Annotated in this window: 18 protein-coding genes; 15 read left to right on the forward strand and 3 right to left on the reverse strand. The window is 70.0% G+C overall.

Annotated elements, in window-relative coordinates; translation table 11 throughout:
- Positions 1-20 precede the first annotated feature (20 nt).
- From ACFOPI_RS22390 to ACFOPI_RS22430, 9 genes are read left to right on the forward strand one after another with little or no spacing between them, the layout of a single operon-like run.
- Positions 21-1,328 (forward strand): ABC transporter substrate-binding protein, encoded by a 1,308-nt coding sequence (locus ACFOPI_RS22390; protein WP_382179097.1) that lies wholly within the window; start codon positions 21-23, stop codon positions 1,326-1,328.
- Positions 1,329-1,330: 2 nt separating this feature from the next.
- Positions 1,331-2,062 carry an ABC transporter ATP-binding protein gene (locus ACFOPI_RS22395; RefSeq protein ID WP_382179100.1) on the forward strand — a complete coding sequence of 244 codons (732 nt, stop codon included), beginning with the start codon at positions 1,331-1,333 and terminating at the stop codon, positions 2,060-2,062.
- Entirely contained in the window at positions 2,059-2,808 is a 750-nt protein-coding gene (locus ACFOPI_RS22400; RefSeq protein ID WP_382179103.1) for an ABC transporter ATP-binding protein, read from the forward strand. The genes ACFOPI_RS22395 and ACFOPI_RS22400 overlap by 4 nt, the downstream gene beginning before the upstream one ends.
- Complete coding sequence (locus tag ACFOPI_RS22405) at positions 2,805-3,743, forward strand: branched-chain amino acid ABC transporter permease (RefSeq protein WP_382179107.1); 939 nt, start codon at positions 2,805-2,807, stop codon at positions 3,741-3,743. Before ACFOPI_RS22400 ends, ACFOPI_RS22405 begins: the two co-directional genes overlap by 4 nt.
- Complete coding sequence (locus ACFOPI_RS22410) at positions 3,740-4,717, forward strand: branched-chain amino acid ABC transporter permease (protein ID WP_382179110.1); 978 nt, start codon at positions 3,740-3,742, stop codon at positions 4,715-4,717. Before ACFOPI_RS22405 ends, ACFOPI_RS22410 begins: the two co-directional genes overlap by 4 nt.
- On the forward strand, positions 4,714-5,478 hold the full coding sequence (locus ACFOPI_RS22415; RefSeq protein ID WP_382179113.1) for a coniferyl-alcohol dehydrogenase: 765 nt from the start codon (positions 4,714-4,716) through the stop codon (positions 5,476-5,478). Before ACFOPI_RS22410 ends, ACFOPI_RS22415 begins: the two co-directional genes overlap by 4 nt.
- A 12-nt stretch (positions 5,479-5,490) precedes the next feature.
- Positions 5,491-6,675, forward strand: coding sequence for an ABC transporter substrate-binding protein (locus ACFOPI_RS22420; RefSeq protein ID WP_382179115.1), 1,185 nt, complete (start codon positions 5,491-5,493; stop codon positions 6,673-6,675).
- Positions 6,676-6,723: 48 nt separating this feature from the next.
- On the forward strand, positions 6,724-7,614 hold the full coding sequence (locus ACFOPI_RS22425; RefSeq protein ID WP_382179118.1) for a SphA family protein: 891 nt from the start codon (positions 6,724-6,726) through the stop codon (positions 7,612-7,614).
- 10 nt (positions 7,615-7,624) lie between these two features.
- Positions 7,625-8,467: an alpha/beta fold hydrolase gene (locus tag ACFOPI_RS22430; RefSeq protein ID WP_382179121.1), complete on the forward strand. Its 843-nt coding sequence runs from the start codon at positions 7,625-7,627 to the stop codon at positions 8,465-8,467.
- Here the strand turns inward: ACFOPI_RS22430 and ACFOPI_RS22435 are convergent.
- Positions 8,434-9,096: a Crp/Fnr family transcriptional regulator gene (locus ACFOPI_RS22435; protein ID WP_382179123.1), complete on the reverse strand. Its 663-nt coding sequence runs from the start codon at positions 9,094-9,096 to the stop codon at positions 8,434-8,436. The two genes, ACFOPI_RS22430 and ACFOPI_RS22435, sit on opposite strands and share 34 nt — an antisense overlap.
- A gap of 257 nt (positions 9,097-9,353) precedes the next feature.
- On the opposite strand from ACFOPI_RS22435, the gene ACFOPI_RS22440 reads away from it, so the two are divergent.
- Positions 9,354-10,232 carry a hypothetical protein gene (locus tag ACFOPI_RS22440; RefSeq protein WP_382179126.1) on the forward strand — a complete coding sequence of 293 codons (879 nt, stop codon included), beginning with the start codon at positions 9,354-9,356 and terminating at the stop codon, positions 10,230-10,232.
- Entirely contained in the window at positions 10,232-10,666 is a 435-nt protein-coding gene (locus tag ACFOPI_RS22445; RefSeq protein ID WP_382179129.1) for a hypothetical protein, read from the forward strand. The genes ACFOPI_RS22440 and ACFOPI_RS22445 overlap by 1 nt, the downstream gene beginning before the upstream one ends.
- Positions 10,667-10,733: 67 nt before the next feature.
- Here ACFOPI_RS22445 and ACFOPI_RS22450 read toward each other — a convergent pair whose 3' ends face one another.
- Positions 10,734-11,111, reverse strand: a complete 378-nt coding sequence (locus tag ACFOPI_RS22450) for a dihydroneopterin aldolase (RefSeq protein WP_066258064.1) — start codon at positions 11,109-11,111, stop codon at positions 10,734-10,736.
- Between the two features lie 11 nt (positions 11,112-11,122).
- On the reverse strand, positions 11,123-11,914 hold the full coding sequence (locus ACFOPI_RS22455; RefSeq protein ID WP_382179132.1) for an SDR family oxidoreductase: 792 nt from the start codon (positions 11,912-11,914) through the stop codon (positions 11,123-11,125).
- 30 nt (positions 11,915-11,944) lie between these two features.
- Between ACFOPI_RS22455 and ACFOPI_RS22460 the strand changes: the two genes are divergently transcribed.
- The 4 genes from ACFOPI_RS22460 to glk all read left to right on the forward strand — a co-directional run bounded on the left by ACFOPI_RS22460 (position 11,945) and on the right by glk (position 14,999).
- Positions 11,945-13,096: a class I SAM-dependent methyltransferase gene (locus ACFOPI_RS22460; RefSeq protein ID WP_382179135.1), complete on the forward strand. Its 1,152-nt coding sequence runs from the start codon at positions 11,945-11,947 to the stop codon at positions 13,094-13,096.
- Between the two features lie 121 nt (positions 13,097-13,217).
- Positions 13,218-13,412 carry a DUF2905 domain-containing protein gene (locus tag ACFOPI_RS22465; RefSeq protein ID WP_382179138.1) on the forward strand — a complete coding sequence of 65 codons (195 nt, stop codon included), beginning with the start codon at positions 13,218-13,220 and terminating at the stop codon, positions 13,410-13,412.
- A gap of 80 nt (positions 13,413-13,492) precedes the next feature.
- A complete protein-coding gene (gene trxC / locus ACFOPI_RS22470) occupies positions 13,493-13,939 on the forward strand; it encodes a thioredoxin TrxC (RefSeq protein ID WP_382179141.1) in 447 nt (148 codons plus the stop codon).
- A gap of 79 nt (positions 13,940-14,018) precedes the next feature.
- A complete protein-coding gene (gene glk / locus ACFOPI_RS22475; protein ID WP_382179144.1) occupies positions 14,019-14,999 on the forward strand; it encodes a glucokinase in 981 nt (326 codons plus the stop codon).
- The last annotated feature ends 110 nt before the right edge of the window (positions 15,000-15,109 follow it).

The following is a 15,109-nucleotide window of genomic DNA, read 5'->3' on the forward strand; positions in this document are numbered from 1 at the left end:
GCGCCGGCCAGGAGACAAGCATGACTGTTCAGACACCCCGTTCCGAGGGTGGCGCTTCGCGCCGCCATGTTCTTTCCGCCGGCCTGGCCGCTGCGGGTCTCACCGCCTTCCCCATGCTCGCCCGCGCCCAGGGCAACACCCTGCGCATCGGCGTGGTCAGCCCGCGCTCGGGCCCGCTGGCCCTGTTCGGCGAGGGCGATGGCTTCGTGCTCGACCAGGTGCGCAAGCAGCTGGCCGGTGGCATCGAGGCCGGCGGCAAGCGCTACAGCGTCGAGTTCATTGCCAAGGACACGCAGAGCAACCCGGTGCGTGCCGCCGCCATGGCCAAGGAGCTGATCAACAGCGACAAGGTGGACTTCGTGCTGTCCACCTCCACGCCCGAGACGGTGAACCCGGTGGCCGACGCCTGCGAGGCGGCGGGTGTGCCCGCGCTCTCGACCACCAGCCCCTGGGAGGCGTTCTACTTCGGTCGCGGCGCCAAGCCGGGCGAGCCCTCGCCCTTCAAGTGGACTTACCACTTCTGCTTTGGCGTGGGCAACTTCGCCAAGCTCTATGCCGACCAGTGGAGCAAGGTGCCGACCAACAAGAAGGTGGGCATGCTGCTGCCGGCGGACGCCGACGGCAACGCCATCCGCGGCATGCTGATCCCGGCCTTGCAGAAGGCCGGCTTCACCGTGGTCGACGCCGGCCCGTACCAGAACGGCCTGACCGACTTCTCGGCCCAGATCGCGCTGTTCCGCAAGGAAGGCGTGGAGATCTTCAACACCTTCCCGTTCCCGCCCGACTTCGCCGTGTTCTGGCGCCAGGCCGCCCAGCGCGGGCTGGCCAAGCAGGTCAAGGTGGTGCAGATGGCCAAGGCCGGCCTGTTCGCGGCCGAGCTGGAAGCGCTGGGCCAGCTGGGCAACGGCCTGCACGCGGGCGCCTACTGGCACCGCAGCTTCCCCTTTGCGTCGCCGGCCACGGGCCTGACCAGCACGCAGCTGGCCGACGCCTACGAGAAGGCCAGCGGCAAGGCCTGGAACCAGCAGATCGGCGCCACCGCCTCGCTGTTCGATGCCGCCTTGGCCACACTGCGCAGCGCGGCCGACCCCAAGGACCGCGCCTCGCTGGCGCAGGCCATGTCGCGCCTGAAGGCCGACACCGCCGTCGGTCCGGTGGACTTCACGACCGGCCCGGTGCCCAACTGCGCCACCACCGGTCTGGTGGGCGTGCAGTGGCTGCGCGGCAAGGGCGGGGCCAACAAGTTCGGGCTGGAGATCGTGTCCAACGCCGACCACCCGAAGGTGCCGCTGACGGCCGCCATGAAGCCTTATCAGCTCGGAGCCTGAACGTGTCGCAGACCGTCATCCTCGAAGCCGAAGGCGTGTGCAAGCACTTCGGCCGCCTGCAGGTGCTGCACGGTGTGGACCTGCGCCTGCACCGCGGCGAGGCGCTGGGCGTGGTCGGCCCCAACGGTGCCGGCAAGACCACGCTGTTCGGCGTGCTGGCGGGCACCTTGCCGGCCAGCGGCGGGCGTGTGGTTTTCGATGGCCAGGCCATCGACACCTGGGACGCCGCGCGCCGCTGCCGCGCCGGCATCGCGCGCACGCACCAGGTACCGCGGCCTTTCCTCGGCCTGAGCGTGTACGAGAACACCCTGGTGGCGGCCCAGCACGGCGCCGCCCTGCGCGGACACGCGGCCGAGGCGGCGGTGCGGCACAGCCTGGAGCGCTGCGGGCTGGCCGACCTGGCCCAGCGCCCGGCTGCCACCCTGGGCCTGATGGACCGCAAGCGGCTGGAACTGGCGCGCGCGCTGGCCACACAGCCGCGCGTGCTGCTGCTCGACGAGATCGGCGGCGGCCTGACCGAGGCCGAGCTGCACACGCTCTCGGCCCTGGTGGCCTCGCTGCGCGACGAGGGTCTGACGGTGGTGTGGATCGAGCACGTGCTGCACGCCCTGCTCAAGGTGGTGGACCGCCTGGTCTGCATGGACGCCGGCACTGTGCTGGCGCAGGGCGAGCCGCACACGGTGATGGGCGATCCGCGCGTGGTCGAGGCCTATCTGGGCGGGGTAGCTGCATGAAACAGACACCTGATTTCCCGGTGTTGCTGGAGGCCCGTGACCTCGGCGCCAGCCACGGCCAGCTGGTGGCTGTGCGCGAGGTCTCGCTGCAATTGAAGGCCGGTGAGGTGGTGGCCCTGGTGGGTTCCAACGGCGCCGGCAAGACCACGCTGCTGCGCACCCTGGCGGGCGTGCACCCCGCCGGCGGGGGCAGCGTCCATCTGGCCGGCGCCGACGTGACCGCGCTGCCGGCGCACCGCCGGGTGCAGCAGGGTCTGGCCCTGGTGCCCGAGGGCCGGCGCCTGTTCGCCGACATGACGGTGCGCGAGAACCTGCTGCTGGCCCAGGAGCACCGGGGCGAGCGGCGCGACGGCCCGCCTGCCTGGACCATTGCGCGGGTGGTGCAGGCGCTGCCCGCGCTGGCGCCCCTGATGAACCGGCCCGCCGGCGCGCTCTCGGGCGGGCAGCGCCAGGCCGCGGCCATTGCCCGCGCCCTCATGACCAACCCGCGCGTGTTGCTGATCGACGAGGTCTCCCTGGGCCTGTCGCCGCGCGCGGTGGACGAGGTTTATGCCCACCTGGCCGAGCTGCGAGGGCAGGCCGGCACCACGCTGCTGCTGGTCGAGCAGGACCTGGGGCGCGCCATGGCCTTCGCCGACCGGGTGCTGTGCCTGCGCGAAGGCCGCATCGTGCTGGCCGCCCCCGCCGCCGGGCTCGACCGCCAGACCGTCACCGACGCCTATTTCGGCATGGAGCACGCCACATGATCGACGCCCTGATTCAAGGCACCCTGCTGGGGGGCTACTACGCCGTGCTGGCGGCCGGACTCTCGCTGATGTTCGGCGTCATGCGCATCATCAACCTCGCCCACGGCGACCTGGCCATGGCGGGCGCCTTTGGCGTGTTGTGGCTGGTCGGCCTGGGCTGGTCGCCCTGGCTCGCGGTGCTGGTCACCGTGCCCGCCATGGGGGTGGTGGGCTGGCTGCTGCAGCGCTGGGTGCTGGCGCGCACGCTGCGCTCGGGCGTGCTGCTGCCGCTGCTGGTGACCATGGGGCTGGGCGCGCTGATCCAGAACGGGCTGTATGGCGTGTTCGGCTCCGAGGCGCGCTCGCTGGCCGACGCGCTGGGCGAGCTGTCCTGGGCCAGCTGGACGCTGCCGGGCGACATCGTCGTCGGGCAACTGCCGGTGCTGACCCTGGCGCTGGGCGTGGCGGTGCTGGCCGGGCTGCAGCTGCTGCTCAACCGCACCCGCCTGGGTCGATCCATCCGCGCCGCTTCGTCCGACCCGGAGGCCGCCGCCCTGTGCGGGGTGGACGCGGCCGGCGTGCACCGGGCAGCCGCCGCGATCTCGGTCGGGCTGGCGGCGCTGGCCGGCGCCATGCTGGCCACCCGCGCCACCATCGAACCCTATGGCGGCCCCCTGCTGCTGATCATGGCTTTCGAGGCGGTGGTCATCGGCGGCATCGGTTCGCTCTGGGGCACGCTGCTGGGCGGCGTGCTGCTGGGCCTGGCGCAGAGCTTCGGCGCGCTGGTGTCGCCCCAGGGCTTCCAGCTCGGCGGGCATCTGCTGTTTCTCACTGTGCTGGGCGGTCGCCTGTGGAGCCAGTACCGCCACGGCCTGGGCCTGTCGGTGTGGCCCGTGCCGCGAACCCGTGCGACGGCCCGCCCGGCGACGACCCCGGTGGTGGAGGTGCAGCCATGACGCGCCATCTGCCCTGGATGCTGGCCGCCGCCCTGGCGCTGGCTGCGCTGCCCCTGTTACTCGGCGCCAACGCCATCGACAAGCTCACCACGCTGTTCATCTACATGCTGCTGGCGGCCACCTGGGGACTGCTGGCGGGGCAGGCGGGGCTGGTGTCGGTCGGCCAGCAGGCCTTCTTCGGCCTGGGCGCCTACTTCGCTCTGCGCCTGGTCGACGGCGGCTGGTCCGCCTACCCGGCGCTGTTCGCGGGCGCCGTGGGCGCCGCGGTGGTCGCCTGGGGCCTGTCGTTTTTCGTGCTGCGCCTGAAGGACGGCGAGTTCGCCATCGCCACCTGGGTGGTGGCCGAGGTGATCCGCATCGGGGTGATGCTCGATCCGCTGGTGCAGGGCGAGACTGGCACCTCGCTGATCGCGCTCAACGCGGTCGAACCCGAACTGCGCCGCAACCTCGGTTTCTGGATGGCGCTGGGCTCGCTGGTGCTCATGCTGCTCGTGACGGCCTGGCTGCTGCGCAGCGCGGTGGGCACCGCCACCCGCGCCATCGGCGAGGACGACGAGGCCGCCGCCTCGCTGGGCGTGCGGGTCACGCCCACGCGGCGCCGGGTCTATGTGCTGGCGTCCTTCGGCGCGGCGCTGGCCGGCGTGGCCTGGCTGGCCTCGGCCATCACCTTCCTGCCGCGCACCAACTTTGGCGTGCAGTGGTCGGTGCTGATGCTCTTCATGGCCCTGGTCGGCGGCCTGCGCAGCCAGTGGGGGCCGCTGCTCGGCGCGCTGCTGCTGTTCGTGCTGCAGGAAAGCCTGGGCCACCTGGGCGCCTGGTACCTCGCCGGCCTGGGGGTGGTGGCGGCCGTCTTTGCACTGTGGCTGCCCCGCGGGCTGGCCGGCGTCTGGGACGACTGGCGCGCCCGCCGGGCCTTGGCCGTCACACCCCTTTCCCCATCCGTTCCCTCACTTCCAAGGAGTTCCACACCATGAGCGTGCAAGGCAAAACCATCGTCATCACCGGCGTCAGCTCGGGCATCGGCAGCGACGCCGCCAAGCTGCTGCGTCTGCAGGGCGCCCGTGTCATCGGCGTCGACCGCAACGACCCCATGCTGACCCTGGACGGCTTCGTCAAGGCCGACCTGTCCACCCCCGGGGCCATCGACGACGCCATCGCCCAGCTGCCCGAGCGCATCGACGCGCTGTGCAACATCGCCGGCGTGCCGGGCACCGCGCCGGTGGACCTGGTGGCCAGAGTCAACTACCTGGGGCTGCGCCACCTGACGCTGGGCCTGCTGGACCGCATGACCGGCGGCAGCGTGGTCAACATCTCGTCCATCCTGGGTGCCGAATGGCCGGCCCGGCTGGAGCCGCACCGCGCGCTGGGCCAGACCACCTCGTTTGCCGACGGCCAGGCCTGGCTGGCCCAGCACCCGGTGCCGCAGGAGACCTGCTACCAGTACTTCAAGGAAGCGCTGATCGTCTGGACCTACACCCAGTCGCAGCCCATCTTCATGCAGCACAACGTGCGCATGAACTGTGTGGCGCCCGGTCCGGTGTTCACGCCCATCCTGGGCGACTTTGTGCAGATGCTGGGCAACGAGCGGGTCGAGAAGGACGCCCACCGCATGAAGCGCCCAGCCTTCAGCGACGAGGTGGCCCCGGTGATCGCCTTCCTGTGCAGCGACGCGTCGCGCTGGGTCAGCGGCATCAACCTGCCGGTGGACGGCGGGCTGGCCTCCACCTACATCTGAGCGGAGACGGGCGTGCGGTCGCTTCCCTCTGGACCTTCGGCCTGGCGCTGGATGGCCGGCGCGCTGCTGGCCGCTCTGGCCACGGCGGCGCCGGCCCAGAGCGAGCGGCCGATCCGCGTCGGCGCCGTGAGTGCGCTGGGTGTGCAGGCGGGCTTCCCCGAGTCCTCGCAGGCGGCGCGGCGTTACTTCGATGCCGTCAACGCCGCCGGTGGTGTGAACGGGCGGCGCATCGACTACGTGTCGCTGGACGAAGGCCCCAGCCCCCAGACCGCGGCTGGTGCGGCCCGGAAGCTGATCGCCGACCCCGAGGTGGTGGCCCTGGTGGGAGGCTCGGGCCTGTTCGACTGCCCGGTCAATGCCGCCGCCTACGCGGCCGCTGGCCTGGTGTCGCTGCAGGGGGCCTCGGTGGCGCCCGAGTGCTTTGCGTCCTCGCACATCGTGCCCATGAACAACGGGCCCTATCTGGGCCTGGAGAACGCCGTCGCCTACGCGGTCGAACACCTGAAGCACGCGCGGGTCTGTCTGTCGATCCTGGACCTGCCGGGCATGGCCAGCGGCTACCAGCGCGCGCTGGGACGGCTCAAGCCGTCGCTGAAGGCCGCGCTGGACGACGTGGCCTTCTTGCCACCCGATGCCGACTTCGCCGCCGCCATCCGCGAGCGCCTGGCGCGGCGCTGCGGTGCCATCGTCTTCACCGGCCACGAGCCCACGGTGCTGCGCTGGCTGCAGGAGGCGCAGAAGCAGGGCCTGGGCGAGACCGACTGGATTTTTCTGACCCCGGCCTACACCGACCAGGTGGCCAAGGCCATCCGCGATCCGCAGGCGCGCGTGCACGCCATGGCCGAGTTCGAGCCCTGGCAGAGCGCCTCGCTGGCGATGCTGGACTGGAAGCGTGTGATGCGCGAGGGCGGGCTGCCGCTGAGCGCGCTGTCGCAGGGCGGCTATGTGTCGGCGCAGCTCTTCGTGCGCGTGGCGCGTGGGATCAATGGCCCCGTCACCCGCACCTCGTTCGCACAGGCCCTGCGCGAACTGCCGCCGACCCCGCTCTCGTTCCTGGGCATGCCCTTCCATGTGGGGCAGGCCCGGGTCCACGCGCCCAACCGTTCCAGCCTGCCCGTCGTCTGGCGCAACGGGCTCTGGAAGATCGCCGCCCCGGTCTGGATCGAGGCCCCGCCGCTGGCCGCAGGCCCACCCTGAACAACGACTTTTTCCACCCCGATTTTTTCAACCACAAGAGGAGACTGCATGAACAAGAGCACCCTGTCCCTGGCCGCCCTCGCCCTGTTGGGCGCGACGACCGCGAGCTTCGCCACCGAAGGCGGCGGATCGAGCTACCCCATCGGCGCCGAGAACCACCTGGCCGGCGCGGCACCGCCGCCGGGCGTCTATGTGCTGGAGTACGTCAACGTTTACAGCGCCGACCGCGTCAACGATGGCCAGGGCCGCGCGGTGCCGGTGCCGGGCTTCAAGGTGAAGGCCAACGCCGCAGCCACCCGCATTGCCTGGGTGACGACCACGCCGGTGATGGGCGGTCAGCTGGTGGCCCACGCCATCCTGCCGCTGGTCAACGTGAAGGTCAGCGCCGCGGGGCAGAGCAACTCGGCATCCGGCCTGGGCGATGTGAGCCTGGGCACCGGTGTGGCCTGGCACCACTCGCCGCAGCTGCACAGCGTGCTGGCGCTGGACCTCGTGTTGCCGGTGGGCCAGTACGACGCCGCGGAGCCGGTGAACATCGGCCGCAACTACGCCGCGCTGCAGCCGGCCTACCTGGTGTCCCGGATCGACCCGGCCGGCTTCAACGCCGACGCCAAGATCGGCATGAGCTTCAACCGGACCAACAAGGACACGGGTTACCGCTCGGGCACCGAACTCAACATCGACTACGCGCTGGGCTGGGGCCTGGGCAACGGCTGGGTGCTAGGTGTGGGTGGCCACCTCTACCAGCAGCTGAGCGACGACCGGCAACACGGCGAGACGGTCGCCGGCAACAAGGGCCGCTCATACGCGGTCGGACCCAACCTGAAGTACGACAGCGGCAAGGGCTGGTTCATCACCGCCAAGCTGAGCAAGGAGTTCTCGGTGCGCTCGCGCACCGAAGGCACCTCGTTCTGGATCAAAACCACCATTCCTTTCTGAAGGAGCGCCCATGGCTGAACAGTTCGCCCACATCGACGGCACCCGGCTGCGCTACCGGGACAGCGGGGGCACCGGCCCCGCGGTGCTGATGACGCACGGCATTGGCGAGTCGCTGGAGTTCTGGCACCGGCAGTTCGATGCGCTGGGCCAGTCCCTGCGGCTCATCGCCTGGGACCTGCCAGGGCATGGCCTGTCGGACGAGCGGGCGGACGCCATGACGCTGGAAGGGCAGGCGGCAGTGGCCTGGCAGCTGCTGGACCAGCTCGGGGTTGAACGCGTGCACCTGGTGGGCAACTCGCTGGGCGCGGCCATGTCCCTGCGCATGGCCGCTCAGGGGCCGGGGCGGGTGGCGTCGCTGCTGCTGGCCAACTCGGCCGCCCTGGGGGCCGAGGTATTCGGCGCGTTTCGGCTCATGACGCTGCCGTTGCTGGGCGAGCTGATGAACAAGCCCGGTCCGACCGCGGTGGCGCAGCAGATCAAGGCCATCGTGCACCGCCCCGAGGCGATCACGCCCCAGGTCCGGACCGCGATCGAACGCAACGTGGGCCGCCCGGGCGGCGGCCGGCATTTCCTGGCCCTGCTGCGTGGACTGACCTCGCTGCGGGGGCAGCACGCCCGGGTGTGGCAGCGCTCGCACGACATCCTGCGCCAGCTGCCGGGTCTGCCGGTGCTGTTCGTGCATGGCGAACACGATGTGGTGCTGCCGGCGGATCATTCCCGCCGCGCACACGCCGTGGCGCGCGGGTCGGAACTGGTGGTGCTCGACGACTGCGGGCACACGCCGCAGCTGGAGCAGCCGGCGCAGTTCAACGGGCTGCTTCAGGGCCTGGTCAGCAGCTCGACCATCCCGTAGTTCCTGGCGATGAGTCCGGACTCTTCGAGACTCTTGAGCGCCTTGTTGGCGCTCTGCCGGCTGATGCCCATCATCTGGGCGATCACTTCCTGGGGAACCTTGACATGCCGTTGGGGCGAGACCCGGCTGCCGTAGCCCGACGCAATCCGTTCGAGCCGCTTGAGGATGCGTTGTTCCAGCGACAGAAAGGCGGCCTCCTGGAGAACGTCCATGGCCACGCGCAGCTTGGCGCTGGCCAGGATCCCGATGTGTCGCCAGTGCAGAGGGTGGGCATTCAGCCACTCTTCCAGCCCTGGGCCGTCCACGCAGTGCACCTCGGCGTCTCCGTTGGCGTGGACGGAAAACTGGCGCGGCCCCCGGTCGAGGGTGGTGATCTCGCCAAACCACTGCACCGGCTCCACCTGGGACAGCACCGAGACCTTGCCTTCGGGGTTGATGTTGCTGGCCAGAACGGCCCCGTGCAGCACGCAGAACAACCCGTGGTCCGGGTCCCCCACGCGAAACAGGGGTTCGCCATGCGCCAGCCGCTGGGGCCGGCCGAGCCTGATCAGCGCCGTCTGCAGTTCTTCCGGACACGCCTGAAACCAGCGGTCGGCGCAGAGGGCGCGCCGGAGTGTGACTGTTTTCATGGGTGGATGAACAAAGAATTAAAAAAACGTACGGGATAGTCCGTAAATTGTCCAAAGTTTGACAGTCGAACTAAGTTGGCTTGGGCAAAGTTGGTGCACTGGTCAAACAAGGTAATGCTTAAGCGGTGTATGTCGGAGCCTCTGGCGCTTTGTGATGAGTGGTCAATCTATCTGGATGACGAGGTCCTGCAGCGATGGAAATGAACCCGAATCATGTGCTTGTTGTGGGTGCCCATGAGGATGCTGTCCGCCTGGGGATGGCCCTGCGCCAGGCCGGTGTCGCTGTGAGCTTTCTGGCCGACATGGACGAATGGCCTGCGGAGAGCGGGTTGCCGGCCGAGGAGGTGCATGGCCCGGTGGACCTGGTCCTGTTCGGGGTCAACCCGGACCGTGCGTTGAGCGAGGCCCAGCGGCTGGAGCGCCTGGTGATCACCGGAACCCCGGTGGTCGCGCTGTTGCCCGGGATCCGCCGCCTGTCCTGGGCCGCGAACGCAGCGCCCAGGCTTCAGTGGATCCGCTGTGTGGTCCGGTCCGGCGCGGCGTCGGCGCAGCCCCAGGCACCGGGCGGGTCCGCAAAACCGCTGCTGTGCCTCACCGCCAACAGCCGCCTGGCCCGCTGGCAGGGCTGCTTCGAGCGGGCGGGTTGCGTGGTGGACCTGCGGCCGGACATGCGGGCGGTGCAGTGGGGCCAGACGATGCTGCAGCTGGCCGCGCTGTGTGTGCTGCTGTCGGGACGGTCCATGGACGACTGGCTCCAGTCCCGTTCGGGCCGGACGGAACTGGCCCGGCTGTGGGAGGAAACGCTGGACCTGCTGAAGTTGTCGGATGTGGAACCGGCCCCGATGCTGGGCATCCCCTGGCGGGTGGCGTCCATGATGCTCAGGATGAGCGATGCGCCCTTCGCCTGGCTGGCGGCGCGGCATTTCGTGGCCGTTCGCGAGGAGATTTCAGGGCTCATTCCTTCGAAAGGCGCTCAGCTGGAAATGCAGATCGACGCCAGCTGTGGGGAAGTGATGCGCCTGGCCATGGGCCTGGGCGAGGACGCACCCCGCGCCGTCCGCTTGGCCGAGCAACTGACCCTGCTCTACCGGGTGGCCTTCCATGGCCCGGAAGCCTTGCTGGCCTGGGACCTCTGATGACGGGCGCCGAGACCCGCGAGCCGCAGCGCTCCACCACCAAGCCACCCGCCCAGCCGGCGCGGTTCGCATCGCACCAGGAGGTGATGGAGCGGCTGGCGGGCGACCTGGACAGCCTGGTGGTGGCCGTTCTGGACGACCTGAGCTACGAGATCATCAAGGCCTACGGCAACCGGCTGCCTGCGGACTGCCTGGAATGGATCGGCACCACGGCAACCAACAACGTCCGCCGGCTGGCCAAGGTGATCTATGCCGGCGACGCCACACGCCGCATGACGCTCGACGAGTTCCGTGACAACAGCCGGCCGGAATCGATCCGTTTTCTGGCCATCTGCTGGCTGCGCCCGCAGATGGAACGCAAATTCGGCTCGCTGCCCGCTTCGGTGGGCAGGGTGTTGACGCCCAAGCTCATGCTGCGCAGCCCGGCCCTGTGAACCGGCCTCCCGGTGCACAGGGGGTACGCGCCTCAATGTGGTGAATCCACCGGTGGCGCTGGTCTGGTCACCACTGCCCACTCTCCATGCGGATCGCGACCTCGCAGTCCTCGAAGATTTCGAGCTTGGCGATCTTCACGCGCACGCCGATCACGCCGGGCAGCTGCATCAGCCGCCGCGTGAGTTTGCCGATCAGGCTCTCCAGCAGGTTGACGTGTTCGGCGGTGCACTCGTCGATGATGATCTGGCGCACCTTGCGGTAGTCCAGCACATGGCTGATGTCGTCGTCGTGCGGCAGCAGCGGCTGGGTCCCCTGGTTGAGCTCGGCGTCTACCTGGATCGGCTGCGGGCTGGTCTTCTCGTGCTCCAGGATGCCCAGGTTGGCGTCGAAGCGCAGCCCGGTGAGCGTGAGGATCTGGGTGCCGGCGTAGTTCGGGGTGTTCATGGGCGTCCGCCTCACATCATCGAAAAGTCGCGCTCGAAGCGCATCAGGTGCTGGCCACCGTCGACCAGCAGCGTGGTGCCGGTGATGGACCGGTTGGCCAGCGCGAAGGCCACGGTGGCGGCCACGTCCTCCGGGGTGGACGACCGGCCCAGCGGCGACTGGCGGTGCAGCGCCTGGAATTTCTCGTCGGAGAGCAGGTGGCTGGTCAGCGTCAGGCCCGGGGCCACGCCGACCACGCGCACGCGCGGCGCCAGCGCCAGCGCCAGCATGCCGGTGGCGGCTTCGAGCGCGGCCTTGGACAGGGTGTAGCTGAGGAAGTCGGGGTTGAGGTTCCAGAGCTTCTGGTCCAGCAGGTTGACCACCGCACCGTCCGCATCGCGCGCGGCCAGGTGCGCGTGCAGCGCCTGCGCCAGCAGGATGGGCGCGCCGGTGTTGCTGCGCAGATGGTTTTCCATGGTGGCAAAACCAAAGCTGCTGGCATCGTCGTGCTCGAACAGCGAGGCGCTGTTGACCACGGCGTCGATTGCGCCGAAGTGCGCCACGACGGCCGGCAGCAGGGCGCGCACCGCCGCCTCGTCGGCCAGGTCGGCGCCGAAGGTGGCGGCGCTGCCCGGGCGTCCGGTCAGCGCGTCGCAGTCGCGCGCGGTCTGCCCGGCTTCGGCTGCCGACTGCCGGAAGTGCACCGCGACGTTCCAGCCGGCGCGGGCCAGCGTGAGCGCAATCTCGCGGCCCAGGCGTTTGCCGGCACCGGTGACCAGCGCGGTGCGGATCGGGGGCGGGGAAGAGGGGGGAGTTCCGGACATGGTGGGCGGTCGATCCTGGACAATCGGCGGGTGAACACCGACACAGTGAACCAGCCCGGCAGTGTAACGAGCGCCCTCCTGCAGCGCGTGGCCGAGGCCATCCGCGAGCATGGCGGCTGGCTGCCCTTCGACCGCTTCATGGCCATCGCCCTGTACGAGCCTGGTCTGGGCTACTACGCCAACGCCACCCCGAAGTTCGGCCAGATGCCGCAGGGCGTGGCCGGGCAGGGCAGCGACTTTGTGACCGCGCCCGAGCTCTCGCCGCTGTTCGGCCACACCCTGGCGCGCCAGGTGGCACAGGCGCTGAAAGCCACCGGCACCGACGAGGTCTGGGAGTTCGGTGCCGGCACCGGCGCTCTCGCGCTGCAGGTGCTGGACGCGCTCGACGCCCTGGGCCAGCCGCTGCGCCGCTACACCATCGTCGACCTCTCGGGCAGCTTGCGCGAGCGCCAGCAGGCCACGCTGGCCAGGCGTGCGGACCGGGTGGTCTGGGCCGACCGGCTGCCCGAGGTGTTCGACGGCGTGGTGATCGGCAACGAGGTGCTGGACGCGATGCCGGTTCAACTGCTGCGCCGCGTCGGCGGGCAGGTCGACGGCACCTGGCACGAGCGCGGTGTGGCACTGGCCGACGGCGGGCGCCTGGCCTGGGCCGACCGGCCGACCGCGCTGCGGCCGCCGCTGGACATCGAGGGCCCGCACGACTACCTGACCGAGATCCACATGCAGGGCGAGGCCTTCATCCGCACGCTGGCCGAGCGCCTGGTGCGCGGTGCGGCGTTCTTCATCGACTACGGTTTCCCCGAGGCCGAGTACTACCACCCGCAGCGCCACATGGGGACGCTGATCTGCCACCGTGCGCACCGCAGCGACGACGACCCGCTGACCGATCTGGGGCTCAAGGACATCACCGCCCACGTCAACTTCACCGGCATCGCGCTGGCCGCGCAGGACGCCGGCATGGCGGTGCTGGGCTACACCTCGCAGGGGCGTTTCCTGATCAACTGCGGCCTGCTGGAGGTGGCGAAAGACGCAGGCCCTCGCGAGAACGCCATGCTCTCCAAGCTGGTCAACGAGCACGAGATGGGCGAGCTGTTCAAGGTGATCGGCCTGGCGCCAGCGCCCAGCGCCGAAGGCTGGCACCCCATCGGTTTCGCTGCAGGCGACCGCACCCACAGACTATGAAGCACCCCCGCCACGCTTCGCGTGACCCCCTCCAGGGGGCGGCCACTGCGGCCCGGCAAAGCCGGTTCCGCGGCGCCACTGGGTCAAGCCCTTCCATTACCAAGCCAACCGGGGTGCGAGATTGATCCGCTGGATGATCGTCATCTTCCTGGCCCTGCTGCTGATCAGCTGGTTTACGCCGCTGCTGCACAAGCTGGGCTTCGGCAAGCTGCCGGGTGACCTGCGCTTCAAGGCCTTCGGCCGCGAGTGGTTCATCCCGCTGACCACCACCATCCTGCTGAGCTTCATCGCCAGCCTGATCGGCCAGGTCATCTGAGTACCGGCTGCATACCCTGCGGGGTGTCCCTTGAAGTGGTGCCGATGGTCCCCATCTGCGCGGAAACCCTGGAGCCGCCCATGACCGTCGCCACCGAATCCCTGCACGTTGTCTGCCCGCACTGCCACACCACCAACCGCGTGGCACCGGCCGATCTGTCGGCCACCCCCGATTGCGGCAAGTGCCACCGCCCGCTGTTCGACGGTCACCCGGTCGCGCTGGACGAGGCAGCGTTCGAGAAGCACATCGCGCGCTCGCAGCTGCCTGTGCTGGTCGATTTCTGGGCCCCCTGGTGCGGCCCCTGCCGCATGATGGCGCCGCAGTTCGCGGCGGCGGCGAAGCAGCTGGAACCCCATGTGCGCCTGGCCAAGGTCAACACCGAAGAAGCGCAGGCGCTGGGCGCGCGGCTGAACATCCGCAGCATCCCGACGCTGGCGCTGTTCGTGAACGGTCGCGAGGTGGCGCGTCAGCCGGGTGCCATGGGTGCGGCCGACATCGTGCGCTGGACCCGCTCGCAGCTCGCCTGAAGCACCCGTTAGGGGCAGGGCGGCTGTAATTTGGTTACAGCTCCGGCATAATTCCGGGACCTTTTCCGGAACCGATGCCATGTCCCTGACCCCCTCCGACACCGCCCGGCTGCTGGCCGACATCGGCGGCACCAACGCCCGTTTCGCCTGGCAGGCCGCACCCGGCGCGCCGATCACCGACGTGCAGGTGCTCCCCGGTGCGCAGTACCCCACGCTGCAGGCGGCGATGCACGCCTACCTCGACGGCCTGGGCCGCGGCGCGCCCGCGGCGGTGGCCATTGCCATCGCCAACCCGATCACCGGCGACCAGGTCCGCATGACCAACCACGACTGGGCCTTCTCCCAGTCCGCTGTCAAGGCCGAGTTCGGCCTGCGCACGCTGCGCATGCTCAACGACTTCACCGCCCTGGCCCTGGCCCTGCCGGACCTGCCGGCGGACGAACTGCGCCAGGTCGGTGGCGGCGCGGCGGTGCCCGGCGTGGCCATGGGCCTGGTCGGCGCCGGCACCGGGCTGGGTGTCTCCGGACTGTTGCCAGACGGCCGCGGCGGCTGGGTGCCGCTGGAGGGCGAGGGCGGCCACGTCACGCTGCCCGCGACCACCGCGCGCGAGCGCATCGTCATGGACGGTCTGATCCGCCGCTACGGCCATGCCTCGGCCGAGCGTGTCTGCTGCGGCCAGGGCCTGGTCGACACCTGCGCCATCCTCTGCGAGGCCGACGGCGTGACGGTCCAGGGGCTCGATTCCGCCAGCGCGGTGAGCGCGGCCGCGCTCAAGGCCGGCCACCCGCAGGCGCTGGAGACCCTGAACATCTTCTGCGCCATGCTGGGCTCGGTGGCCGGCAACCTGGCGCTGACGCTGGGCGCGCGCGGCGGGGTGTACGTGGGCGGCGGCATCGTGCCGCGCCTGGGGGCCTGGTTCGACAGCTCGCCCTTCCGCGAGCGCTTCGACAACAAGGGCCGCTTCACCGGTCTGCTGCAGGGCATGCCGGTCTGGGTCATCACCTCGGCCCAGTCGCCCGCGCTGCTGGGCGCGGCCCGCGCGCTGGACGGCCACCGCTGAAACTTTGTCACCAGCGGAGTGGAAGGGCAGGGACCTCGGGTTTCTGCGGATGTAATATTTCTTTAATTAAAGATAAATTACAGACATCCGGCGGCATGGTGCCGCTCTGG

Origin of the sequence: Hydrogenophaga luteola (assembly GCF_042648585.1) — a bacterium.
Lineage (GTDB): Bacteria > Pseudomonadota > Gammaproteobacteria > Burkholderiales > Burkholderiaceae_C > Hydrogenophaga > Hydrogenophaga luteola.